The following is a 24236-nucleotide window of genomic DNA, read 5'->3' on the forward strand; positions in this document are numbered from 1 at the left end:
TTTTATCCCTTTTTCTTTGCCGCCGGCTTCTTGGTCGCCGACTTCTTGGTTGTGGTTTTCTTGGCCGCCGGGGCCTTAGCTGCCGCCGCCTTGCGGAACGGCTTCTTGCCGCCCTTGGCTTCCTTCTCGGCAATCAGCGCCAGCGCGTCCTCGACGGTCACCGACTGCGGATCCTTGCCCTTGGGCAGGGTCGCGTTGACCTTGCCGTAGTTGACGTAAGGCCCGTATTTGCCATCGCGCACGACGATCTTGCCGCCGTCATCGGGATGGTCGCCGAGTTCCTTGAGTGCTGCGGCAGTGCCGCCATTGCGGCCGCCCTTGCCCTTCAGCTGCTTCTCGGCGATCACCGAGACGGCGCGGTTGAGGCCGATCGAGAACACGTCCTCGATGCTCTCGACATTGGCATAGGTGCCGTCATGCAGCACGAACGGGCCGTAGCGGCCGAGCCCGGCCGAGATCATCTTGCCGCTCTCGGGATGCTTACCGACATCGCGCGGCAAAGAGAGAAGAGCGAGCGCCTTCTCATGGTCGATTGTATCAGGCGTCCAGCCCTTGGGTAGGCTGGAACGCTTGGCTTCCTTGCCGTCGCCGCGCTGGATGTAAGGGCCGAAGCGGCCTGAGCGCAGCGTGATTTCTTCTGCGGTATAGGGGTCCTTGCCCAGCACCTTGGTGCCGTCCTCGCCGCCGCCATTCTCGCCGTTCGGATTGGCGGCGTCGCCGAGCTGGCGGGTGAACGAGCATTCCGGATAGTTCGAGCAGCCGACGAAGGCGCCGAACTTGCCGAGCTTCAGCGACAGATTGCCGGTGCCGCATTTCGGGCAGATGCGGGGGTTCGAGCCATCCTCCCGCGCAGGGAACACCAGCGGCGCGAGTTCCTCGTTCAGCGCATCGAGCACGTCGGTGACGCGCAATTCCTTGATGTCGGCGACGGCGCCGGAAAAGTCTTTCCAGAAATCGCGCAGCACGTCCTTCCAGGCGAGCTTGCCGTCGGAAATCTCGTCGAGCTTTTCTTCAAGCGATGCCGTGAAGTCATATTCGACATAGCGCTCGAAGAAGCTTTCGAGGAAGGCCGACAGAAGCCGGCCCTTGGCCTGCGGCACCAGCCGGCGCTTGTCGATGGTGACGTAGTCGCGGTCTTCCAGCGTCTTCAGGATCGCGGTGTAGGTCGAGGGGCGGCCGATGCCGAGCTCTTCCAGCTTCTTGATCAGCGTCGCCTCGGAGTAGCGCGGCGGCGGCTCGGTGGTGTGCTGGGTGGCGTTGATGGCTTGGCGGGCGAGCTGCTCGCCGGCGCGGATTTCCGGCAGACGGCGGTTTTCCTCGTCTTCCGCGTCATCGTCCTTCTGGTCGGTGTAGGCGGCGATGAAGCCGTCGAAGCGGATGACCGAGCCGACGGCGCGCAGCTCCGCCGTGCGGGCGCCGTTGACCGCTTCGATCTCGACCGTGGTCCGCTCGATCTCGGCCGACTGCATCTGGCTGGCGATGGCGCGCTTCCAGATCAGCTCGTAAAGCCGCAACTGGTCTGAATCGAGATACTGCCTGACCGAGGCCGGCGTACGCATGAAATCGGTCGGGCGGATCGCTTCGTGCGCTTCCTGGGCGTTCTTGGCCTTGGTCGTGTACTGACGCGGCTTTTCCGGCAGGTATCTTGCGCCGAATTCCTTGCCGATGGCGTCACGAGCGGCGTCGATCGCCTCCGGCGCCATCTGCACGCCGTCGGTTCGCATATAGGTGATCAGGCCGGTGGTCTCGCCGCCGATCTCCATGCCTTCATAGAGGCGCTGCGCCACCTGCATGGTGCGCGTGGCTGAAAAGCCGAGGCCCGATGATGCCGCCTGCTGCAGCGTCGAGGTGGTGAAGGGCGGGCCGGGATTGCGCCGGGTCGGCTTGGCTTCCACCGACAGAGCCTTGAAGGTCGCGCCTTCGAGCATCGCCTTGATGTCGTCGGCCTGCGCCTTGTTGGCGATGTCGAGCTTCTGTAGCTTCTTGCGCTCGAAGGCGGTCAGCCGAGCCTCGAAGCTGTCGTTGCGCGGTGTGCCGAGGAGGGCGGCGATCTGCCAGTATTCCTCGCGGATGAAGCGTTCGATTTCGGATTCGCGGTCGCAGACCAGACGCAGCGCCACCGACTGGACGCGGCCGGCCGAACGGGCGCCCGGCAATTTGCGCCACAGCACCGGCGACAGCGTGAAGCCGACGAGATAGTCGAGTGCGCGGCGGGCGAGATAGGCATCGACCAGTGGCCCGTCGATCTGGCGCGGATTGGCCATCGCCTCCAGCACCGACGATTTGGTGATGGCGTTGAAGACGACGCGGCTGACCGGCTTGTCCTTCAGCGCGCGCTTCTGCTTCAACACTTCCAGCACATGCCAGGAAATGGCCTCGCCCTCGCGGTCCGGGTCGGTGGCGAGGATCAGGCCGTCGGCGTCCTTGACCGCCTTGGCGATGTCGGCGAGCCGCTTGCCCGACGCGGTGTCGACCGCCCAGGACATGGCGAAATCCTCGTCCGGACGCACCGAGCCATCCTTGGCCGGCAGATCGCGGACATGGCCGAACGAGGCCAGAACCTTATAGTTCTTGCCGAGGTATTTGTTGATTGTCTTTGCCTTGGCCGGCGATTCGACGACGACGACGTCCATGAGTTCTCATATCAGCTGTGGTGCGGCAGAAGGATTCCGCTGCGCGCGACGAAATCTCGTTCTATTTGTCGCTCACATGGCCGCGCTTTTGCATCCGGTCAAGGGGAGGCGGCCAAATTGCCGGGGTGTCCGCAGCAATACACTCTAAGAGTGTATGGAGAAAATCACAGAATTCGAGGACACGCGGTTTGTGTGCCAAGTCTCGCGCAAACGACTCAGAGGTTGCGCGCTGCTCCGTCCTTGCGAGGTGCCGTAAAACGAAACTGGCCGCCGGGTCGCTTGGAGCCGGCAGCCAGCTGGTTCCGCCGATCAGGCGGGGTAGAGGTTCGAAAGATCAGTCAGCCTTGACGATGTGCCAGACTTCGCCGACGCCGTCTCCGGTGACGTCACCAGCCTTCTTGTCCTTGATGAAGGTGTAGACCGGCTTGCCGTCATAGGCCCACATCTTGGTGCCGTCTGTGCGGTCGACGATGCTCCATTCGTCATCCGCCTTGGCGCCGGCCTCGGCCTTCAGCGGCGGCCAGTTGGTGGCGCATTTGTCGTAGCAGTTGGTCTTGCCCTTCTCGTCCTTGTCATAGGTATAGAGCGTCATGCCGTTGGCATCGGTGTAGATCTTGGTGCCGCCGACTTCGGCTTCCTTCCAGGCTTCGGCGGCGAAGGATGCGGCGGTGCTGAGCAAAAGCGCGGCCAGGCCAACAGTGATCGTTTTCATGGAAATCTCCCTGGGTGATCCGAAGAAGCGCGCAGAAATCGCGGCTTCGCTCTGTGAACGCTTGGACAGGGACGATTCTTCCCCGGCCAGGTCAACTTGGGATTGGCCGGTAACAATTCCTCCGGCCGGATCGTACCTGTAGCCAAATGCCACACGATGGTGATTGGCGAACATGGTTTTGCGTCGCTATATCGGCGCGACAGATCTGGAGTTGGGAATGGCATTGGACATTGGCTATGTCAGCGCAGTCGGGGCGGGCGCAATCTCGTTCCTGTCGCCTTGCGTGCTGCCGCTGGTGCCGCCTTATCTCTGCTACATGGCCGGTGTGTCCGTCGATGATTTTCGCGGTGGTGAAACCGGTGTTACGGCCAAGGCCGGCGCGCGCGGCGCGCTCATCTATTCCTCAATCGCCTTCGTGCTCGGCTTCTCCACCGTGTTCGTCGCGCTCGGCGCTGGCGCCTCGACCATCGGCCATTGGCTGCGCGTCTGGCAGGAGCCACTGGCGATGGCGGCCGGCGTGCTCATCATCCTGATGGGGCTGAACTTCCTCGGTGTCTTGCGCATTCCGCTTCTGTCGCGCGAGGCGCGTTTCCAGTCGCAGGGCAAACCCGCCAGCATGGTTGCCGCCTATGTCATGGGGCTGGCCTTCGCTTTCGGCTGGACGCCCTGCATCGGTCCGGTGCTGGGGCCGATCCTGACGCTGGCCGGCGGCCGCGAAACGGTGGGTGAAGGGGCGCTGCTGCTCGCCGCCTATTCGCTCGGCCTCGGCATCCCGTTCCTGATTGCCGCCCTGTTCTCCGGCGCCTTCATGCGCTTCCTCGGCAAGTTCCGCGTCCATCTCGGCCGCGTCGAAAAGGCCATCGGCGCGCTGCTGGTCGTCGCCGGGGTGTTCTTCCTCACCGGCGGCGTGCAGACGGTGTCCTATTGGCTGCTGGAGAATTTCCCGGTGCTGGGGCGGCTGGGGTGATTTTTGTCTGATGCCGAGCCAATTTTCGTGTTCGAGGGCTCTCTGAACTAACGATTGCAAGTCGTTTCCGGGCGCTTCTCCCAGTCGGTGGGAAGAGGCGCGCAGGTACCTTTTCGTCACTCCGAATGCGGTATAGGAAAGGCAATGCGTAGTCCAAGGATCCTGGTTCTTGGTGCTGGTGGCATTGGGGGCTATTTCGGCGGTCGCCTGGCTGAGGCTGGCGCGGATGTCACCTTTCTTGTGCGGGAGGGGCGTCGGAAGCTCCTTGACGAGCGCGGCCTGCGGATTGAAAGCCAATTTGGCAATGTCGAGTTGAATGTCAGGACCGTCCTGGGATCAGACGTCGGGCCTGACTACGATGCGGTGATCCTGACGTGCAAGGCCTACGATCTCGACGATGCCATCAAGGCAATCGCGCCGGCACTTGCGCCATCGGGCTTCATTTTGCCGCTGCTCAACGGCGTCGCTCATATCGACATTTTGAATGAGGCATTTGGTCGAAACCACGTGCTTGGCGGATCAGCCAGGATTCAGGTTACCCTGACCGAAGACGGTGTCGTCCGGCAACTCAACGACTGGCGTGCGATCACGTTCGGCGAGCAATCGGGAGAGGTCTCTAAACGCGTCGAGACTTTGAAGGCGCTGTTTGAGGGCACGCGAGGCGTCGAGGCATATGCGGTCGCCGACATCATACAGCGGATGTGGGAAAAGCTGGTCCACCTAACGACAGCAGCCGCCATGACCTGCCTGATGCGAGCCAATGTCGGCGAAATCGTGCGAACCCCTGACGGCGAGACGATATTTCTCGGGCTGCTGGACGCTGTCAGCGATATCGCTGCGGCCAATGGCTATCGCCCAAGCAGTGAGTTCCTGGAAACATATCGAAGGACGTTCTCCCAGCGTGACTCGCTGTACACGACCTCCATGCTGCGCGATGTCGAACGGCGAGGCCGAACCGAAGTTGACCATATCATCGGCTTCATGCTGCATAGAGCTCGGGGAACAGGTGTCGACGTGCAGACACTCTTGCTCGCATACACCCATATCAAAGCCTACGAACAGAGGTTGGCCGCCGGACGCTTTGCGTAGCGTTGCCGACGTTGGCCCGGCAGCGGCAACCGCCGATTGATGGCTGGCCCTGGTCAATGAGCATATTGTTCATCTCCGACAGCGGGAGGGACGGCTATGTCAATGGAAGAGAGGCAGGGGAAACGGCGTTACGAATACGAACTGGGCCATTCGTATCGAGAGCTGAGACGCTTGGCGACGCAGGCGGCATTGGTTGATCCGATGACCCATCAGTACTTCAGCAGAGCAGGCATTCAACCCGGAATGCGGGTGCTCGATGTCGGCAGCGGCGCTGGCGATGTTGCCTTTCTGGCGGCGAAAATTGTCGGGCCAACCGGCACGGTAGTCGGGTCCGACAGATCATCGACAGCGGTCGAAGCAGCTCGGGAAAGGGCCAAGGCGCGCGCCCTGGACAATGTTACCTTTTATGAGTGCGATCCGGCGACATTTGCGTTCGACAGTCCGTTCGATGCGATCGTGGGCCGTTATGTGCTGATGTTCTCACCAGATCCCGTCGCCATGCTGAGAGGAATTGCGAGGCATCTGCGGCCTGGAGGCATTATCGTCTTTCATGAAGTCGATTGGACCGGTGCAGCGTCGTCGCCTTCCTCGCCGACCTACGACAATTGCTTTAGGTGCATCGCCGAGACTTTTCACAAAGTGGGAACAAACCCCAATATGGGACTGGGGCTACATTCGGCCTTCATCAAGGCCGGACTGCCAGCCCCAACAATGGCGGTGAGTGCCTTGGCTGGAGGCGGGGCCGATACCTTGAGCGGCATTGACCTCGTGTCCGATCTCGCTGTGACTATGGCTCCTGTTATGGAGCAGACGGGCGTTATCAGTGTTGCGGAGCTTGGCCCCGACAGCCTGCAGGAGCGGATCCGAGCCGAAGTCGTTGCAAATCAAAGCGTTGTAGTCGGCAGGTACGAGGTTGGCGCCTGGTCGCGCCTCTAGAACTGCATCGAGCGCATTTGCGGCCTGAACCAGGATCCGCCCTGGCATTCGGTTGCGGGGATGATGATGCATCGCCTCGAAGGGTTGGCGCAGGACGCGCGGGCACTTTCCCACAGTGGGACAACGGCCAAAACGAAACGCACCCGTATGAAGCGCCCGAGGCCGGGTGTGCCTCGTAATAGGTCGGATTTTGCTGGCACGACGCTTGCATTGTGGTGGTCGACGCAGACTGCGGGGGCAGCATTGTTGGGATGTGCTCGAAGCCCGCGTCGACCGAGGCGGCTGACGCCGCCTCGGTGCCCCCTACAGCACAATGGACGGGGGCCGGAACCTACCAGAACGGGCAATCGATGTTATGCGCGTCCTTATGTTTCGCACGCCTGAATGAAAAGGAAAGATCTTCAGTCGGATTTGATTCAAATTAACGCGGCGAGCCATTATTAGGGCTGGTGTGAAAGCCTTCTACGTCGCCAGAACGTCGGGTGCTGAGCAGGCTATGTACTTTCCGCAATTTCTGGTGGGCATGTTTGCGACGTCGCTCGGCGTGGCGATATGGGCTTACATAGTGACCGGTTCCATCTGGAGTGCGTTCGGCTGGGCTTTGCTCGCCCTGATTATCCTACAGGTCGGATACATCGGTCTGGTATTGCGCCTGATCTACAAGCGGGTCTCACCACGCGGCGAGGCAAGCCCCGCGCCGCCGTGCTATGGAGACCGTGTCCGGCACTAGCCGCTCTCGCCGTCACAAGAGCTTGTCGAGTGCCGGTATCTTGATCCGGCCGGTGTCGGGACGATGATGAGCGCGATGGGATTCGAACCCATGACCTACTGATTAAAAGTCAGTTGCTCTTCCTATCTCACCGGAATTTAACCGCATTGGTGCAGCATGGCGCCACTGCTATCCTGTCTTGATTCCCAACCCTTTTTCATATGGTTGTCCGTCCATGAGCCAGAGATCCTGCCTGTCTGTCATCCTCGCCGCCGGCGAAGGCACGCGCATGAAGAGCGCGCTGCCGAAGGTGCTGCACCAGATCGCCGGGCTGCCGATGGTTGCGCATGTGGTGAAGGCGGCAGAGGCTGCCGGCGCCGGCAGCCAGGCGCTGGTGATCGGCCATGGCGCCGACGAAATGCGCAAGGCGGCGGCGAAATTCGCGCCCAAGGCCGAGACTTTCGTGCAGGAGAAGCGGCTAGGCACCGCACATGCCGTGCTGGCTGCTCGTGGTGCGATATCAAAGGGTTATGACGACATTCTCGTCATGTTCGGCGACACGCCGCTGATCGACGCCGATGCGCTGACGGTGGCGCGGCTGAAGCTGGCGGAAGGTGCTGCCGTGGTGGTGATCGGCTTTCGCCCACCCAACCCGACCGGTTATGGCCGGCTGATCGAAAAAGGTGGCAAGCTCACTGCCATCCGCGAAGAGAAGGACTGCTCCGCGGAGGAGAAAAAGATCGGCTTCTGCAATGCCGGCATGATGGCAGTGGCCGGCGCTCACGTGCTGAAGCTGCTCGACGCTGTCGGCAACAAGAATGCCAAGGGCGAGTATTATCTGACCGACATCGTCGAGATCGCCAGCGCGAAAGGCCTCGATGTCGTCGCCACCGAAGCCAGCTTCGAGAGCGCGCTCGGCATCAACAACCGCGCCGAGTTGGCGCAGGCTGAGGGCATCTGGCAACAGCGCCGGAGACACGAGGCAATGCTGTCCGGCATAACGCTGATTGCGCCTGAAACCGTGTACTTCTCGCACGACACCGAAATCGGTGCCGACACCATCGTCGAGCCCAATGTCTGGTTCGGACCAGGCGTGAAGATTGCTACCGCCGCCAAGATCCACGCCTTCAGCCACATCGAGGGTGCCACCGTCGCTGCCAATTGCGATGTCGGGCCGTTCGCGCGGCTGCGGCCGGGTGCCGATCTCCGCAACAAGGCCAAGGTTGGCAATTTCTGCGAGGTCAAACAGGCTGTTATCGAGGAAGGCGCCAAGGTCAACCACCTGACCTATATCGGCGATGCCCGCGTCGGCGCAGGGGCCAACATCGGTGCCGGAACCATCACCTGCAATTATGACGGCTACTCGAAGTTCTTTACCGATATCGGCGAGGGCGCCTTTATCGGCTCGAACTCTTCACTGGTGGCGCCGGTCACGATCGGCAAGGGCGGCTACATCGCCTCGGGCAGCGTGATCACCGAAAGCGTGCCGGACGACGCGCTGGCCTTCGGCCGCGCCCGCCAGAAGACGATCCCCGGAAAGGGCAAGGAATTGCGCGAGCGCTTTGCCTCAGCCGCGGCGGCCAAAAAGAAGGCTGGCGCGGATCACTAGGGTGTGTCGGCGGCTTCCTTGCCGAAGCAATTGAAAAACCGAGCAATTGCAGTAACCGGATTGCAAGAGCGGTGTGTCATGGTGCATCGGGTTGAAAAGCGTTCCGTTACACCAGACGAAACGCAAAGTGACTTTCGCGGCAGGCCGGCAATCCCTAGATAGCGCTGGTTTTCCATCGGGAATCGGGGGCAGGCGCCATGTGCGGTATCGTCGGAATTGTCGGCCAGCAACAGGTCGCGCCGCTCATTGTCGATGCGCTGAAGCGGTTGGAATATCGCGGCTATGACTCGGCTGGTGTTGCCACCGTCGAGAAAGGCGCGCTCGGCCGCCGCCGCGCCGAAGGCAAGCTGGTCAACCTCGAACGCCGGTTGAAGGACGAGCCACTCGACGGCACGATCGGCATCGGTCACACGCGCTGGGCAACCCATGGCGTGCCCAATGAGACCAACGCGCATCCGCATTTCTCCGACGGCGTCGCCATCGTCCATAATGGCATCATCGAAAATTTCGCCGAACTGCGCGACGAGCTGATCCGCGACGGCTACGTCTTCTCGTCGCAGACCGACACCGAGGTTGTCGCGCATCTGGTGGCGCGAGAGCTGGCCAAAGGGCTGAAGCCGGTCGAGGCTGCGCACCAGGCGCTGAAGCGGCTGGAAGGCGCCTTTGCGCTGGCCATCATGTTCACGGGCGATGAAGACCTCATCGTCGGCGCCCGCAACGGCCCGCCTCTGGCCGTCGGCCATGGCGAGGGTGAGATGTTTCTGGGCTCCGACGCCATTGCGCTCGCACCCTTCACCAATTCCATCACCTATCTCGAAGACGGTGACTGGGCGGTGGTGCGCCGCGATGGCGTCACCATTTTCGACATTGACGGCAAGAAGGTCGCCCGCAAGCGCCAGCAGTCGCTGTCGACCAGCTTCATGGTCGACAAGGGCAACCGCCGCCACTTCATGGAAAAAGAAATCCACGAGCAGCCCGAAGTGATCTCGCACACGCTGGCGCATTACGTCGATTTCGTTTCAGGCGTATCGAAGCCGCTCGACCTGCCGTTCGATTTCGCCAAGATCGGCCGGTTGGCGATCTCGGCTTGCGGTACCGCCTATCTCGCCGGGTTGATCAGCAAGTACTGGTTCGAGCGCTATGCGCGGCTGCCGGTCGACATCGATGTCGCGTCGGAATTCCGCTACCGCGAAATGCCGCTGTCGGCCGATGACGCCGCCTTCTTCATCTCGCAGTCGGGCGAAACCGCTGACACGCTGGCCTCGCTGCGCTATTGCCGCAAGGCCGGCATGAAGATCGGCGCCATCGTCAATGTGCGCGAATCGACCATGGCGCGCGAATCCGACGTCGTGCTGCCGACGTTGGCCGGACCCGAGATCGGCGTCGCCTCGACCAAGGCTTTCACCTGCCAGCTCTCGGTGCTGGCGTCGCTTGCGGTGCGCGCCGGCGTGGCGCGCGGCACGATCTCGAAGGAAGAGGAAAAGACGCTGGTGCGCGGGCTTTCGGAAGCGCCGCGCTACGCCAACCAGGTGCTCAAGCTCGAAGAGCAGATCGAGCGGATCGCGCGCGAAATCTCGCGCTACAAGGACGTGCTCTATCTCGGCCGCGACACCAATTTCCCGCTGGCCATGGAAGGCGCCCTAAAACTCAAGGAAATCTCCTACATCCATGCCGAGGGCTACGCCGCCGGCGAGCTGAAACATGGGCCGATCGCGCTGATCGACGAGAACATGCCGGTCATCGTCATCGCGCCGCATGACCGTATTTTCGAAAAAACCGTGTCGAACATGCAGGAAGTGGCGGCGCGCGGCGGCAAGATCATCCTGATCACCGACGCCAAGGGCGCGGCGCAGGTCAGCGTCAAGACGATGGAGACGATCATCCTGCCCGACGTGCCGGAAATCATCTCGCCGATCATCTACGCGCTGCCGATCCAGATGCTGGCCTACTATGCAGCCGTGTTCATGGGCACCGACGTTGACCAGCCGCGCAATCTGGCGAAATCGGTGACGGTGGAGTAGTCAGCGCTCATCGGCGGTCTTTAAAAACTTCGCAGTTCCAAAGCGTCGTTGGGTTCACTAATGTTGCGGTGCAACCCCGCGCCCCGGTGAATCATGTCCGATGCTCCCAGAACTTCCGGCATGACCCGGCTGAGGAACTATTTCCTCACGGGCTTCATTGTCTGCGCACCGCTGGCGATCACCGCCTATATCGCCTGGTCGTTCATCGGCTGGGTGGATTCCTGGGTAAAGCCGTACATTCCGGCGCGCTATAGCCCCGACACCTATCTGCCGTTTCCGGTTCCCGGTTTCGGCCTGATCGTGGCGCTCATCCTGATCACGCTGATCGGCTTCATGACCGCCAACATCGTCGGCCGCGCCATCGTCAATTTCGGCGAGCGACTGCTTGGCCGCATGCCGCTGGTGCGCGGCATCTATGGTTCGCTGAAGCAGATTTTCCAAACGGTGCTGTCGAACAAAGGCGACATGTTCCGCCAGGTCGGGCTGGTCGAATATCCGCGCAAGGGCGTCTGGTCGCTGGTCTTCGTCGCCAGCGAGAAGGAAACCGAGATCAACCAGAAGCTCGACCAGGAGGGCGACCCGATGATCGCCGTCTTCATGCCATGCACGCCGAACCCGACCACCGGTTTCCTGATGTATGTGCTGAAATCCGACATCGTGCTGCTCGACATGACGATCGAGGACGGCGCCAGGCTGATCGTTTCGGCCGGGCTGGTAGCGCCCGAGGTCAAGCCGAAAATGGTGACGGTGAACGGTGAGCCGATCGACGGAGATCTCGCCAACCCGCCGCTTGGCGCCTTGGCTCAGCCGGCGCGCAAGAGCCGCACCGCCTCGTCGCGGCCGAACAAATAGAGCAACAGCCGCAACGCTTCGCCGCGCTCGGATTGCAATTCCGGGTCGCGCGACAGGATGAGCCGCGCATCGTCGCGGGCGGCCTCCAGAAGATCGGCATGCGCCTCGATGCGCGCCACCTGAAAGCCCGGCGTGCCGGATTGGCGGGTGCCGAGCAGCTCGCCTTCGCCGCGCAGCTTCAGATCCTCCTCGGCGATCAGGAAACCGTCCTCGGTCTCGCGCATCACCGACAGCCGGCGTTTTGCCGTCTCGCCGAGCGGGTCCTTGTAGAGCAGCACGCAGGAGGACGGCTTGTCGCCACGCCCGACGCGGCCGCGCAGCTGGTGCAGTTGCGCCAGGCCAAAGCGTTCGGCGTGCTCGATGACCATGATCGTGGCATCGGGCACATCGACGCCAACCTCGATGACCGTGGTGGCGATCAGGATGCGGGTTTCGCCGGCCTTGAAGGCGCGCATCGCTTCGTCCTTTTCGGCGCCCTTCATGCGGCCATGGACGAGGCCGATGCGGTCGCCGAACAGAGGTTGCAGCGAGGCAAAGCGGTCTTCCGCCGACATCAGCTTGATCTCTTCGGATTCCTCGACCAGCGGGCAGATCCAGTAGATTTTCTGGCCGTCGGCCACGGCGTCGACCATACGGCCGACCAACTCGTCGAGCCGCTCCAGCGGCAGCGTGACGGTGCGGATCGGCTGGCGGCCGACCGGCTTTTCCGTCAGCTTGGAGACGTCCATGTCGCCGAAAGCGGTCAGCACCAGAGTGCGCGGGATCGGCGTTGCCGTCATCACCAGCATGTCGGGGGCGTCGCCCTTGGCGGTGATGGCAAGCCGCTGGTGAACGCCGAAGCGGTGTTGCTCGTCGACGACGGCGAAGACGAGGTCATGGTAGGTCACCGTTTCCTGAAACAGCGCATGGGTGCCGACGATGATGTCGATCTCGCCGCTGGCCAGCCCCGCAAGGGTTTCCGTGCGCTCGCGACCCTTTTCGCGGCCGGTGAGGATAGCGACGTGCAGGCCGGCCTGTTCGGCCAGCGGCGTGATCGTCGCCAGATGCTGACGCGCCAGGATTTCCGTCGGCGCCATGAGTGCCGCCTGGCCGCCGGCCTCGACGGCGCGCGCCATGGCGAGCAGCGCCACCACCGTCTTGCCGGAGCCGACATCGCCCTGCAGCAGGCGCAGCATGCGTTCGGGGTCGGCGAGATCGGCATTGATTTCGGCGAGCGCGAATTCCTGGCTGCCGGTCAATGAATAGGGCAGGGCCGCGCGCAATTTCTCGACGACGTGGCCGTCGCCGATCAGCGGCCGACCCGACAGGCGGCGCACCTTTGCCCGCACCAGCGCCAGCGACACCTGACCGGCGAGCAATTCGTCATAGGCAAGCCGGCGCCATGCCGATCCCTCGATGGCGACATCGATCGGGTCGGCGGGATAGTGGATGCGGGCGAGCGCATCGCCAAAGGCGGGAAAAGTCTGCTTGCGCATGAAGGCGCCGTCCTGCCATTCCGGCAATTCCGGCAGACGGCCGAGCGCCTGGCCGATGGCGCGCCGCAGCACTTTTCCCGACAGGCCCGCGGTGAGCGGATAGACCGGTTCGACCAGAGGCAAAGTTTCCGCCTCGCTGACCAGGGCGATATGGTCGGGATGGACCATGGTCGGGCGGCCGTTGAACCATTCCATGCGGCCGGAGACGATGACATGCTCACCCACCGGCATCGCCTTTTCGAGATAGGCGGCATGGGCATGGAAGAAGGTCAGTCCGATCTCGCCGGTGTCGTCGTGGGCATAGACGCGGTAGGGCACCGAGCGGTTGCCGCGCGGCGGCGGCTGGTGGCGGTCGATGCGCACGTCGAGTGTGACGATGGCGCCGGCCGGCGCGAGCGCAATACCCGGGCGATTGCGGCGGTCGATGACGGTGTGCGGCAGCACGAACAACAGGTCGCCGGCGCGCGCCGGCCGCTCGCCGAGATCGGCCGCCACCACCTTCTCGATCAGCGCGCCAACCTTCGGCCCGACGCCGGCAAGCGAAGTGATCGGGACAAACAATGGATCGAGCAGGGAAGGACGCATGATATCAGCTTATGTCGCGACGGCCATTGCGCAAGGCTGACACCGCCCTCTATCCACGCTATATGCGCCGCACCAAGCGAGGATGCGGCACGATGACCGGGACGAAACGATCAAGCGAGGGGCTGGATATCAGGCGTCGCAAGCTGTTGTTCCGCTCCTGGCATCGCGGCATGCGCGAGATGGACCTTATCCTCGGCACCTTTGCCGACAACGAGATCGGCGCCTTGACCGGCGACGAAATCGACCAATATGAAAGGCTCCTCGACATTCCCGACACCGAATTCCTGCCTATGGTCACCGGCGAACGCCCGGTTCCCGGGGATATCGACTGTGCCGTCCTGCAAAAGATCCTGGCGTCGCGCCGGACCATGACATTTTAAACACAAGCAATTCCAGGAAAAGTGTGAAGCGGTTTTCCGTCCGGAATTGCGACAACCAAGACCGTGCAATCATGAGCGTCATTCCCAAAATCGGTCTGCCGAAGGGCCGCGCCGGCCAGTTCATCGTCGATGGCATCGCCGACGGCTACGAAGCCTTCGCACTGGTGCAGGCGATCCATGAGATCGCGCCCGACAAGCCTGTGCTTTTCGTGGCGCGCGACGGCCAGCGCCTGCCGGCGATCACGGAAGCGCTGACCTTTGCCGCGCCCGGCCTGCCGGTGCTGGAATTGCCGGCCTGGGACTGTCTGCCCTATGACCGCGTTTCGCCTGGCTCCGATGCCGCCGCCAAGCGGCTCGATGCGCTGACGGCGATGATCGCGCTGGCGAAAAAGCCACATCGCGCCGTCATTCTGACCACCGCCAATGCGTTGCTGCAGCGCATTCCGCCGGCGGACCTTGTCGAGGCGCAGACTTTCCACGCAAAGCCCGGCAACCAGATCGACATGAACGCGTTGGTGTCGCGTCTGGAGATTTCCGGTTTCGAGCGGGTGCCGACGGTGCGCGGCGTCGGCGAATTCGCGGTGCGCGGCGGCATTCTCGACCTTTACGCGCCCGGCTGGGCCGAGGCGCTGCGGCTCGACTTCTTTGGCGACACGCTGGAATCGATCCGTGTCTTCGACGCCGCCACCCAGCGCACCACCGGCCAGCGCAAGTCGATGGCGCTGCAGGCGATGAGCGAAGTGGCGCTGACGCCGGAAACCATCAGCCGTTTCCGCCGCTCCTATATCGAGGCCTTTGGCGCGCCGCAGCGCGACGACGGGCTTTATGCGGCGGTGAGCGAGGGGCGGCGCTTCGCCGGTATGGAGCATTGGTTGCCGTTGTTCTACGAGCGGCTGGAGACCGTGTTCGACTATCTGCCGGACGCGCCTGTCATCTTCGACCATCTGGCGCATGAGGCGCTGGCCGAGCGCCACACGCTGATCCTCGACCACTATGAAGCGCGCCGCAAACAGGCCGACGCTGCCTTGAAGGACGCCGTGCCTTACAAGCCGGTGGCGCCGGACCTGCTTTATCTCTCGCCGGAAAATCTTGTGGCGTCGCTCGGACCGCGCGAAGCCATCGACTTCACCGCCTTCGATGCGCCCGATGTCGGGGCCAGGAAAGTCTTCCATGGCGGTTCGCGCCATGGCCGCAGCTTTGCCGAGGAGCGCGCCGACCCCAACGCCAACGTCTTCGATGTCGTGGTAAAACACATCGCCGACGAGCGCGCGGCGCGCCGCCGCGTCATTGTCGCCGGTTGGACCGAAGGCTCGCTCGATCGGCTCGGCCAGATCCTGGCCGAGCATCATCTCGGCAATCTCGTGCCGGTGGCGACGCTGGCCGAGGCGGAAAAGCTCGAGCCGGGGCAGGCGGCCCTTGCCGTGCTGCCGCTGGAATCCGGCTTCGAGACCGAAGGACTGGTCGTCGTCGCCGAGCAGGACATTCTCGGCGACCGGCTGATCCGCCGTTCCAAGCGCAAGAAGCGCGCGTCCGACTTCATCGCCGAGGCGTCATCTCTGTCGGCCGGCGACATCGTCGTCCATGCCGATCACGGCATTGGCCGCTTCATCGGCCTGCGCACCATCGAGGCGGTCGGCGCGCCGCATGACTGCCTTGAAATCCATTATGCCGGCGATGACCGGCTGTTTCTGCCGGTGGAAAACATCGAGCTTCTGTCGCGTTATGGTTCGGATTCGGCCGAAGCCTCACTCGACAAACTTGGCGGTGGCGCCTGGCAGTCGCGCAAGGCGCGGCTGAAGAAACGCCTGCTCGACATGGCCGGGCAGCTGATCCGCATCGCCGCCGAGCGGCAGATGCGTTCCGCCCCGCCCATGGTGCCGGCGGAAGGGCTTTATGGCGAGTTCTCGGCGCGCTTCCCCTATGAAGAGACCGATGACCAGCAGGGCGCGATCGATGCCGTCATGGACGATCTCGGCGCCGGCAAGCCGATGGACCGGCTGATCTGCGGCGATGTCGGTTTCGGCAAGACCGAAGTGGCGCTGCGCGCCGCCTTCATCGCGGCGATGGAAGGGTTTCAGGTCGCGGTCGTGGTGCCGACGACGCTGTTGTCGCGCCAGCACTTCAAGACCTTTTCGCAGCGCTTCTCCGGCCTGCCGATCCGCGTTGGCCAGGCCTCGCGGCTGGTTGGCGCCAAGGAACTGGCGGAAACCAAGAAAGGCATCGCCGAGGGCCAGGTCGATATCGTCATCGGCACCCATGCGCTGCTCGGTTCGGCGATCTCGTTCAAGAATCTCGGCCTGCTGATCATCGACGAAGAGCAGCACTTTGGCGTCAAGCACAAGGAACGGCTGAAGGATCTGAAGACCGATGTCCATGTGCTGACGCTGTCGGCAACGCCGATCCCGCGCACGCTGCAGCTTGCCTTGACCGGCGTGCGCGAACTGTCGCTGATCGCCACACCGCCGGTCGACCGCATGGCGGTGCGCACCTTCATCTCGCCCTTCGATCCGCTGGTCATCCGCGAGACGCTGCTGCGCGAGCGCTACCGTGGCGGCCATTCTTTCTATGTCGTTCCGCGCATCAGCGATCTCGCCGAAATCCATGATTTCCTGCGAGAATCCGTGCCCGAGCTGAAAGTCGCGGTGGCCCATGGCCAGATGCCGCCCGGCGAACTCGACGACATCATGAATGCCTTCTATGACGGCCAGTACGACGTGCTGTTGTCGACCACCATCGTCGAATCCGGGCTCGACATCCCGACCGCCAACACGCTGATCATCCATCGCGCCGACATGTTCGGCCTGTCGCAGCTCTATCAGTTGCGCGGCCGTGTCGGCCGCTCCAAGGTGCGCGCCTATGCGCTGTTCACGCTGCCGGCCAACCGCAAGCTGACCGATACGGCCGAGCGCCGGCTGAAGGTGCTGCAGTCGCTGGATACACTCGGCGCCGGCTTCCAGCTCGCCAGCCACGATCTCGACATCAGGGGCGCCGGTAATCTTCTCGGCGAAGAACAATCCGGCCACATCAAGGAGGTCGGCTTCGAACTCTACCAGCAGATGCTGGAGGAGGCGGTGGCCGAGGTGAAGGATTCCGGCGAGGTGCAGGATGGCGGCTGGTCGCCGCAGATTGCTGTCGGTACGGCTGTCATGATCCCGGAAAGCTATGTGCCGGACCTGCAACTCAGACTGGCGCTCTATCGCCGCCTCGGCGACCTTGAAAATACCGAGGAGATCGACGCCTTCGGCGCCGAGCTCGTCGACCGCTTCGGTCCGCTGCCGGAGGAGGTGAAGCATCTGCTCAAGATCGTCTTCATCAAGGCGCTCTGCCGCAGAGCCAATGTCGAGAAGCTCGATGCCGGTCCCAAGGGCGTCGTCATCCACTTCCGCAAGCGCGAGTTCTCCAACCCGGTCGGGCTGGTCAAATACATCGGCGAACAGGGCTCGCTGGCCAAGATCAGGGCCGACCATAGCGTGGTCTTCATTCGCGATTGGCCAACGGCGGAGAAGCGTCTGGCGGGCTCGGCCGTCGTCATGACGCAGCTGGCGCGACTGGTGGAGAAGGCCGCCTAGAGCGGATTCCGCTTGGCAAAGATCGCTTCTGGGTCTGCGACGATTGGAGCCATTGAGATACTTTGGCCGAAGGGATCAGATGATGCCGCAACTCATCGCTGAACGGGAAATCCATGAACCCGCAGACCTTCGATGAATACTGGCTCGGTTACCTCGCTGGCCATTCAAAACCTTCGACCCGGTTTATCCACTATCTCGGCCTGTTTTTCGCGCCGATCGCCGGGATTGCGGCATCTCTCATGGTCGTCTGGTGGGCTTTCCTGGTCATCATTCCGTTCTTCTATATCGCGGCTTTTCTCACCCACCCTTTCCTCGAGCACAACAGCAACAAGCCGTTCGCGGATCGGCCGCTGTGGAGCGCCATCGCCTTGCTGCGCATGCTTGCACTCGATCTGACGGGTGGGCTCGGCCGCCAGCTCAGTCGATTGAACGACGTCGCCCGATAGGCATGACGACGCTGGTCGTCTCTCTCTGCTCGGCCATTCTGCTGCTTGGAGCCGGCTTCCATCTTTATTGGGGTTTGGGTGGACGTATCGGCGCCGGCGTCGCGTTGCCGCAACGCGAGGACGGCACTCCCGCCATCAAGGAGACGGCCTTTGGGGCGATGGCGGTGGGGTTGATCCTGGCGCTGGTGCTGCTGCTGGTTCTTGGCTTCGCCGGTGCCCTTCGCCTGCCCGTGCCCCAATTCTTGTTGAAGGTAGGCATCATCTTGTGGGCGTTCACCTTCACCGCGAGGGCTTTGAGCTGGTCGCGGTATTTCGGACTGTTCAAGCGGGTCAGGACGACACGTTTTGCCAGCTATGACAGCTGGTTCTACAGCCCGTCATGCCTGCTGCTGGGGCTGGGCCTTTTCTATCTCGCTTTGTCGCAGACTGCAGAGTGAGCCGCCGGCCATCATTCGCCAGCGCTTGAATTCCGGTCTAGAATAGGAAATCGGCTTCGTGTATGGAGCCGCGAACCCCATATGGGGCGGGAATGGCGGGCAAAAGCACCGCTGGAAAGAGCGTTTGGGTGCAGCGATGACGAAATGGTCGCCGAATTCTTGGAGAGCAAAGCCGATCAAGCAGGTTCCTGCCTATCCGGACCTTGCCGCGCTGAAGAACACGGAAGCCCAGCTCGCTACCTTTCCACCGCTGGTTTTTGCAGGTGAGGCGCGCAAGCTGAAGAAGCAGCTTGCAGCTGTCGCTGCCGGTGACGCATTCCTTCTTCAGGGCGGCGATTGCGCCGAGAGTTTCGCCGAGCATGGCGCGGACAATATCCGCGACTTCTTCCGCGTCTTCCTGCAAATGTCGGTGGTGCTGACCTTTGCCGGCGCGCAGCCGGTGGTGAAGGTCGGCCGCGTTGCCGGTCAGTTCGCCAAGCCGCGCTCGTCCGACAACGAGACCAAGGGCGAGGTGACGCTGCCGAGCTATCGCGGCGACATCATCAACGGCATAGAGTTCGATCCCAAATCGCGCATTCCGGATCCCGCCCGCCAGGAAATGGCCTATCGCCAGTCGGCGGCGACGCTCAACCTTTTGCGCGCCTTCGCCCAGGGCGGCTATGCCAGCCTGGAGAACGTGCATCGCTGGATGCTCGGCTTCGTCTCCGACAGCCCGCAGGGCGAGAAGTATGGCGCGCTCGCCAACCGCATCACCGAGACGATGGACTTCATGAAGGCCGTCGGCATCACTTCGGAAACCAATTACGCACTGCGCGAGACCGACTTCTACACCAGCCACGAGGCGCTGCTGCTCGGCTATGAAGAGGCGCTGACCCGCGTCGATTCGACTTCGGGCGATTGGTACGCCACGTCAGGCCACATGATCTGGATAGGCGACCGCACGCGTCAGCCCGACCATGCCCATGTCGAATACTGCCGCGGCATCAAGAACCCGCTCGGCCTCAAATGCGGTCCGTCGCTGACGCCGGACGGCTTGCTGGAGCTGATCGATCTGCTCAACCCCGAGAACGAGCCGGGCCGGCTGACGCTGATCGCGCGCTTCGGCTCCGACAAGGTCGCCGACCATCTGCCGAAACTGGTGCGCGCTGTGCAGAAGGAAGGCCGCAGCGTCGTGTGGTCATCCGACCCGATGCACGGCAACACCATCGAGGCCGCCGGCTACAAGACGCGGCCGTTCGACCGCATCCTCAAGGAAGTGCAGACCTTCTTCGAGGTGCATCGCGCCGAAGGCACGCATCCGGGCGGCATCCATGTCGAGATGACCGGCAAGAACGTCACCGAATGCACCGGCGGCGCCCGCGCCATCACCGCGGAAGAGCTGCAGGACCGCTACCACACGCATTGCGACCCGCGCCTCAACGCCGATCAGGCAATCGAGCTGGCGTTCCTGGTCTCCGACCTGCTCAAGAAGAGCCATCCGGTGCAGCACAAGCAGGCCGTGAACGGTTGAACCTGTTTGCAGATTGAATTGAAAAGAGCGCCGGTTTTCCGGCGCTTTTTCATTTTGAGGTCAGCGGGCGCGTTCCCAGCGCAATCCGCCGAGCCGCGGATCATTGGCGAAGGCGGTCCTGGAAAACTCGAGGCGTTTCTCCGGAAATTCGCAGATGGCCTGGACGCCGAACGAGCCGAGCCGGATTCGCCAGGTGTGCGGCTCCAGCGGCTTGGCCTTGGTAAAGCCGCGGCATGTCAGTAGCGCAATATTGGCGCCTTTCGGGTCACGCGCCGAACGATAGCGGATCGCCTCCAGCCCGGCTTCGCGCGTAACATCGGCAATCCCCTGGCAGGCGGCATAGTCGGTCGTGTGTGTCCACTGAGCCTCATCGCGGTCGAGCGGCGGCCGCGTCAGGTCGACTGCCTTGTCGGTGCGGATCGCGGCGGCGAAGGCGGTGTATTCGGCGGCATCGTGCGGCCACGGCGTGTCGGGCGAATCGGCAAAGAACAGCAAGCGGTAGAAGGCCATTTCGGCGACGGCGGTCATGATCGTCTCCGCCGCGTAGTAGACACCAAGGGTGCGGCCGGCGCGGCGGAAGCGCGAGCCGTAGGGATAGATCGACCCGTAGCGGAACGGCGTCGCCAGGAGGTAGTGGAGATGCCGGCACTCCATGGGGATTTGCGGCTTGGTTTCCTCGATCAAATCCTCGATCAGCGCCTGTTCGTCCAGCGTGTCGACAACCTTCAGCGTCGAGACGCGGTGCTGCGCCTCGACCATGCGCCAGTATTTGCCGTCGAGTCGTACGGCTTCAGACGAGAGCGCGTCGGGAGTCCAGATAGGCAATGACATCGACAAGCCCGGTAATGGTGAGGATCGTTTCAAGCGGGCTGCCGTCGAATGCCGTGTTGGCGTTCTTCAGCCATGCCCGGGCGATCGTCTCGTCACCGCCGACAATGGCGTCGAGCGAACGGAACAGCCGCACGAACAGCACCGCGAGCTCGAACGGCTTGGTGCCGCGCTCCAGCAGGAATTCCTGCCTGCGCATGCGCGAAACCGTTGCTTCCGAGACGCCGATGATCGACGCCAGCATCCTGGAGGTTATATCCAGGAGCTCGGCGGCGCGCAGCGTGGCCTTGGTCAGAACCGCGTTTTCGGCCGCCCTGGCGGCAGCATTGGGTTGTGTAACAGACATGGCCTCTCTCTTTCCATGGAAAATATAGTCCACGAAAATTCATATGGAAAGAGGTGGTATCCGATAAATTTGGCTGGGCCAGCGAATTGGCTGTGCACTGACGCGTCAGTCTTTCTTGTAGAGCAGCCAGTTCTTGCCGGTACGGCCGGCCATCGTCGAATGCCGGGTGACGCGGTTGCGCCCGCCGACCTTGGAGCGATAGAGAGCCCGATCCGCCTTGGTGTAGAGATCCTCCGGGCTTTCCGCCTCGGAAGCCATGCAGATGCCCATGGAAACGGTCACTGTGCCATAATTGGTGCCGGTCTGGCTGCTGGTGAACGGCGTCTGTTCAATCAGCACACGGATGCGTTCGGCGATCTCGTAGGTCGTATCCTCGCTGGCACCCTCGATGATCAGCGCGAATTCCTCGCCGCCGGTGCGGGCGACGAACATGTCTTCACGAATGCTGGTCTGGAAGATTTCGGCGATGATCTGGATGATCTTGTCACCGACCGGGTGGCCGTAGCGGTCGTTGATGTCCTTGAAACGATCGATGTCGGCGAGGATCAGCGCGTTGAACAGGATGCCCTTGTTGGAGGTGTAGATCGCCGTGATCTGCTTGTCGAAGGCGCGGCGGTTCCAGATATGCGTCAAGGGATCGGTGTCGGCGAGCCGCTTATACTCCTCGAGCTTCGACTTGACGCTCTCCAGTTCCGCCGTCTTGTCGCTGAGCGTGCTGGCAACCTGCTTGCCATGGTCCAGGGTCGAATTGGTGGCGATCGCCATGGCGCTGGCGACCTTCTGCAAGAGGTCCTGTGAAAGCAGGCTGCGATTGGCCAGCCCACTCGATGTCTCGTCGAGGATCTTGCCGTATTTCTCGATATGGCTGCGTTCGCTTCGCAGCAGCAAAGCGATGTCCTCGAGCTCCCTGGCCAGCACGTCGCGCGCGTGCTCGACAATGCCGGGACCATGATGCTGGGCAAAGAAGGCGCGGCCGATGCGGTCGAGATCGTCCTGCGTCGGTCGGTTGCCGAGCGCGACGACGGCAAGGCTGAGTTCGCGATTGGTGCCTTTCAGCGCTTCGTAGAAGATCTCGTAATTGCGCGGCAGACCAAGCACGCCGAGCTGGCGCATGGTCGTCACAACAGCTGTTGCAACGTCGCTGTTTCGGTCGGTCTGGGCGGCTGCCGGCTGCATGTTCTCTTCACTACCCCTGGGAACCATCGCAGACTTGCGCGTGCGAGATGTCGCCGACCGGGGGAGAACCAGCCGTATTTCGGATCATCTTACGAAAGACGCGTCCCCAATCGCGACCTTCGCTTGGCAACGACCATAGATGCGCTGGCGCTAAAGTTTCCTTAATGTGCCGCAAGGTAATGCGACTTTTCCACCTCAGGCTGCAGCAGCGTGTTGCAACCATCCTGAGGTGAAGTCCGAACGTGCCCGTTCCGTGTCGCATTTGCTGGTGCCCGGTTGCGGCAAAACTGAAATCCTCTCCGGTGGCGGCGAAGCCGTGAACGATGGCCGGCGGAGGGCGGGAATGAGCAATAGCCACAGCGGATCGTGCCTGTGCGGGGCGGTGCGTTTCCAGACGCAAGGGCCGTTGCGCGGCGTGATCTATTGCCACTGTTCGCAATGCCGCAAGCAGAGCGGGCACTACTATGCCGCAACCAATGTCGCCGACGGCGACATCACAATCATCGGCACGGACAACATCACCTGGTACGAAGCGTCGTCCTTTGCCAAGCGCGGCTTTTGCAAGACATGCGGCTCGGTGCTGTTCTGGAAGCCGGGCCAGGACGCCTATGTCTCGGTTCTGGCCGGGTCGTTCGATGCGCCGACCGGGCTCGAGGGCGAATGCCATATCTTCGTCAGCGACAAGGGCGACTACTACACGATCGACGATGAGTTGCCGCAGTTCGAGAAGTCGACGCCGGCGATCAAGGTTGCGGACGAGTGATTTTTGCCGCTGCTGCCTTATTCCCTTGATCCAGCCATTGCGTTATCCCCTGCCGGTGATTCGAAGGGGATGCGGGCCATGCAGCGGCTGATCGATGCTTTCTTCAATTCGGTACGGGCTTTCCGCAAGCTCGCGGCCAGCGAAAAGGCGTTCCAGCAGGAATTGATGCTGCTGCTGCTGGCGCTGCCGCTCGGCTGGTTCGTCTCGGTATCTTGGCGTGGCTATGCGCTGCTGATCGGCGCCGTGCTGCTCTTGATCATGGTCGAGGTGCTGAACACCGGCATCGAGGCGGCCTGCGATGCCTTCAGCCGCGAGTTCAACGTCGATATCCAGCTAGCCAAGGATTGTGGCTCGCTGGCGGTACTGATTTCGGTGGTGATCGTCGCCGGCGTCTGGGGCATAGCCATCATCGAGCGCATCACGGGGCTACCGATCTAGACCCTGCGTTCCTATCTGTCGGTTACGCCGACCTGATCCTGACCATGATCTGTCCCGAAAACCGGTGTCCACTTTTCGGGATCATGGTCTGAGGAGACCGACATGACCGCCCCCGCCAATTTTCTGCTGCTCGACCGAGCCGGCTTGCCGGACGATCTGCGTTGGCTGGCGCAAAAATATCCGCGCGAAAACTGGCAGGGTCACGGCAACATCCATGGCCTTGCCAATATGTGGCTGCAGCGGCACGACATGTTCCGCGAGCTTGGCGGCATGCTCACCAACGGCATTGGCGACTATCGCGAAGGTAGGCTGACGGCGCCGGATTTCGCCCGCTGGTTCGCGCCACGGCTGAACCATTTCCTCGGCAATCTCGACGGCCACCACAATGTCGAGGACTATCAATATTTCCCGGCTTTCGCCAAGGCGGAGCCGCGCCTGAAACGCGGCTTCGAGATTCTCGATGCCGATCACCACGCCATTCATGAAGGGTTGGAGCGCAACGCCGAAGCGGCGAATGCCTTCATCCGCACGCTCGAGGAGAGCGAGGACAGGCAGCGCTTTGCCGCCGATGCCTATGCTGACGAGAACAGCCGGCTGATCGCCATGCTGAAACGGCATCTTGCCGACGAGGAGGATCTCATCATCCCGCTGATCCTCGATCGCGGCGACCGCGCTTTGGTCGAGGACGACGACTGAGCTTTCTATCTCTTTGTTTTTGAGGCAATTCCGGACGGAAAACCGCTTACACTTTTCCT

The 24236-nt window shown here is 62.4% G+C and carries 20 protein-coding genes; 14 read left to right on the forward strand and 6 right to left on the reverse strand.

Translation table 11 applies throughout. The features are described from left to right. Window positions 1-2 precede the first annotated feature (2 nt). The gene (gene topA / locus AC1D1B_RS23095; protein WP_477334683.1) at window positions 3-2633 is read right to left on the reverse strand and encodes a type I DNA topoisomerase; all 2631 of its coding nucleotides are present in this window, start codon (window positions 2631-2633) and stop codon (window positions 3-5) included. A gap of 334 nt (window positions 2634-2967) precedes the next feature. Next, window positions 2968-3345 carry a COG4315 family predicted lipoprotein gene (locus tag AC1D1B_RS23100; protein ID WP_477334684.1) on the reverse strand — a complete coding sequence of 126 codons (378 nt, stop codon included), beginning with the start codon at window positions 3343-3345 and terminating at the stop codon, window positions 2968-2970. A gap of 217 nt (window positions 3346-3562) precedes the next feature. Here AC1D1B_RS23100 and AC1D1B_RS23105 point away from each other — a divergent pair, with 217 nt between their 5' ends. The 6 genes from AC1D1B_RS23105 (at window position 3563) to AC1D1B_RS23130 (ending at window position 11528) form a co-directional block, all read left to right on the forward strand. Beyond that, window positions 3563-4312, forward strand: coding sequence for a cytochrome c biogenesis CcdA family protein (locus tag AC1D1B_RS23105; protein ID WP_477334685.1), 750 nt, complete (start codon window positions 3563-3565; stop codon window positions 4310-4312). 144 nt (window positions 4313-4456) lie between these two features. Continuing rightward, window positions 4457-5401, forward strand: a complete 945-nt coding sequence (locus AC1D1B_RS23110; RefSeq protein WP_477334686.1) for a ketopantoate reductase family protein — start codon at window positions 4457-4459, stop codon at window positions 5399-5401. A gap of 96 nt (window positions 5402-5497) precedes the next feature. Continuing rightward, window positions 5498-6337, forward strand: a complete 840-nt coding sequence (locus tag AC1D1B_RS23115; protein WP_477334687.1) for a class I SAM-dependent methyltransferase — start codon at window positions 5498-5500, stop codon at window positions 6335-6337. Window positions 6338-7281: 944 nt separating this feature from the next. Then, window positions 7282-8655, forward strand: coding sequence for a bifunctional UDP-N-acetylglucosamine diphosphorylase/glucosamine-1-phosphate N-acetyltransferase GlmU (gene glmU / locus AC1D1B_RS23120; RefSeq protein WP_477334688.1), 1374 nt, complete (start codon window positions 7282-7284; stop codon window positions 8653-8655). A 197-nt stretch (window positions 8656-8852) separates the two neighbouring features. After that, on the forward strand, window positions 8853-10676 hold the full coding sequence (gene glmS, locus AC1D1B_RS23125; RefSeq protein ID WP_477334689.1) for a glutamine--fructose-6-phosphate transaminase (isomerizing): 1824 nt from the start codon (window positions 8853-8855) through the stop codon (window positions 10674-10676). A 93-nt stretch (window positions 10677-10769) separates the two neighbouring features. After that, a complete protein-coding gene (locus AC1D1B_RS23130) occupies window positions 10770-11528 on the forward strand; it encodes a DUF502 domain-containing protein (RefSeq protein ID WP_477311026.1) in 759 nt (252 codons plus the stop codon). Here AC1D1B_RS23130 and recG read toward each other — a convergent pair. Then, on the reverse strand, window positions 11480-13588 hold the full coding sequence (gene recG, locus AC1D1B_RS23135) for an ATP-dependent DNA helicase RecG (RefSeq protein WP_477334690.1): 2109 nt from the start codon (window positions 13586-13588) through the stop codon (window positions 11480-11482). The two genes, AC1D1B_RS23130 and recG, sit on opposite strands and share 49 nt — an antisense overlap. Window positions 13589-13680: 92 nt before the next feature. On the opposite strand from recG, the gene AC1D1B_RS23140 reads away from it, so the two are divergent. The 5 genes from AC1D1B_RS23140 to AC1D1B_RS23160 all read left to right on the forward strand — a co-directional run bounded on the left by AC1D1B_RS23140 (window position 13681) and on the right by AC1D1B_RS23160 (window position 19930). Continuing rightward, a complete protein-coding gene (locus AC1D1B_RS23140; protein WP_142864970.1) occupies window positions 13681-13968 on the forward strand; it encodes an FAD assembly factor SdhE in 288 nt (95 codons plus the stop codon). A gap of 71 nt (window positions 13969-14039) precedes the next feature. After that, the gene (gene mfd, locus AC1D1B_RS23145) at window positions 14040-17537 is read left to right on the forward strand and encodes a transcription-repair coupling factor (protein WP_477334691.1); all 3498 of its coding nucleotides are present in this window, start codon (window positions 14040-14042) and stop codon (window positions 17535-17537) included. 113 nt (window positions 17538-17650) lie between these two features. Continuing rightward, window positions 17651-17983, forward strand: coding sequence for an Mpo1-like protein (locus AC1D1B_RS23150; RefSeq protein WP_477334692.1), 333 nt, complete (start codon window positions 17651-17653; stop codon window positions 17981-17983). Between the two features lie 2 nt (window positions 17984-17985). Beyond that, entirely contained in the window at window positions 17986-18420 is a 435-nt protein-coding gene (locus tag AC1D1B_RS23155) for a DUF3995 domain-containing protein (RefSeq protein WP_477334693.1), read from the forward strand. Window positions 18421-18556: 136 nt separating this feature from the next. After that, window positions 18557-19930, forward strand: a complete 1374-nt coding sequence (locus AC1D1B_RS23160; RefSeq protein ID WP_477334694.1) for a class II 3-deoxy-7-phosphoheptulonate synthase — start codon at window positions 18557-18559, stop codon at window positions 19928-19930. Window positions 19931-19990: 60 nt separating this feature from the next. Here the strand turns inward: AC1D1B_RS23160 and AC1D1B_RS23165 are convergent, their stop codons facing one another. The 3 genes from AC1D1B_RS23165 to AC1D1B_RS23175 form a co-directional block, all read right to left on the reverse strand. Then, window positions 19991-20761, reverse strand: a complete 771-nt coding sequence (locus AC1D1B_RS23165; protein ID WP_477334695.1) for an RES family NAD+ phosphorylase — start codon at window positions 20759-20761, stop codon at window positions 19991-19993. Then, complete coding sequence (locus AC1D1B_RS23170; protein WP_477334696.1) at window positions 20721-21104, reverse strand: antitoxin Xre/MbcA/ParS toxin-binding domain-containing protein; 384 nt, start codon at window positions 21102-21104, stop codon at window positions 20721-20723. The genes AC1D1B_RS23165 and AC1D1B_RS23170 overlap by 41 nt, the downstream gene beginning before the upstream one ends. A gap of 105 nt (window positions 21105-21209) precedes the next feature. After that, complete coding sequence (locus AC1D1B_RS23175) at window positions 21210-22280, reverse strand: GGDEF domain-containing protein (RefSeq protein WP_477334697.1); 1071 nt, start codon at window positions 22278-22280, stop codon at window positions 21210-21212. A 343-nt stretch (window positions 22281-22623) separates the two neighbouring features. Between AC1D1B_RS23175 and AC1D1B_RS23180 the strand changes: the two genes are divergently transcribed. From AC1D1B_RS23180 to AC1D1B_RS23190, 3 genes are all read left to right on the forward strand, one after another. Continuing rightward, entirely contained in the window at window positions 22624-23043 is a 420-nt protein-coding gene (locus tag AC1D1B_RS23180) for a GFA family protein (protein WP_477334698.1), read from the forward strand. 78 nt (window positions 23044-23121) lie between these two features. Beyond that, window positions 23122-23481, forward strand: coding sequence for a diacylglycerol kinase (locus AC1D1B_RS23185; protein ID WP_477334699.1), 360 nt, complete (start codon window positions 23122-23124; stop codon window positions 23479-23481). 102 nt (window positions 23482-23583) lie between these two features. Then, the gene (locus tag AC1D1B_RS23190) at window positions 23584-24177 is read left to right on the forward strand and encodes a hemerythrin domain-containing protein (protein ID WP_477334700.1); all 594 of its coding nucleotides are present in this window, start codon (window positions 23584-23586) and stop codon (window positions 24175-24177) included. Window positions 24178-24236 lie beyond the last annotated feature (59 nt).

This window comes from Mesorhizobium sp. P2_C5_2 (assembly GCF_056404535.1).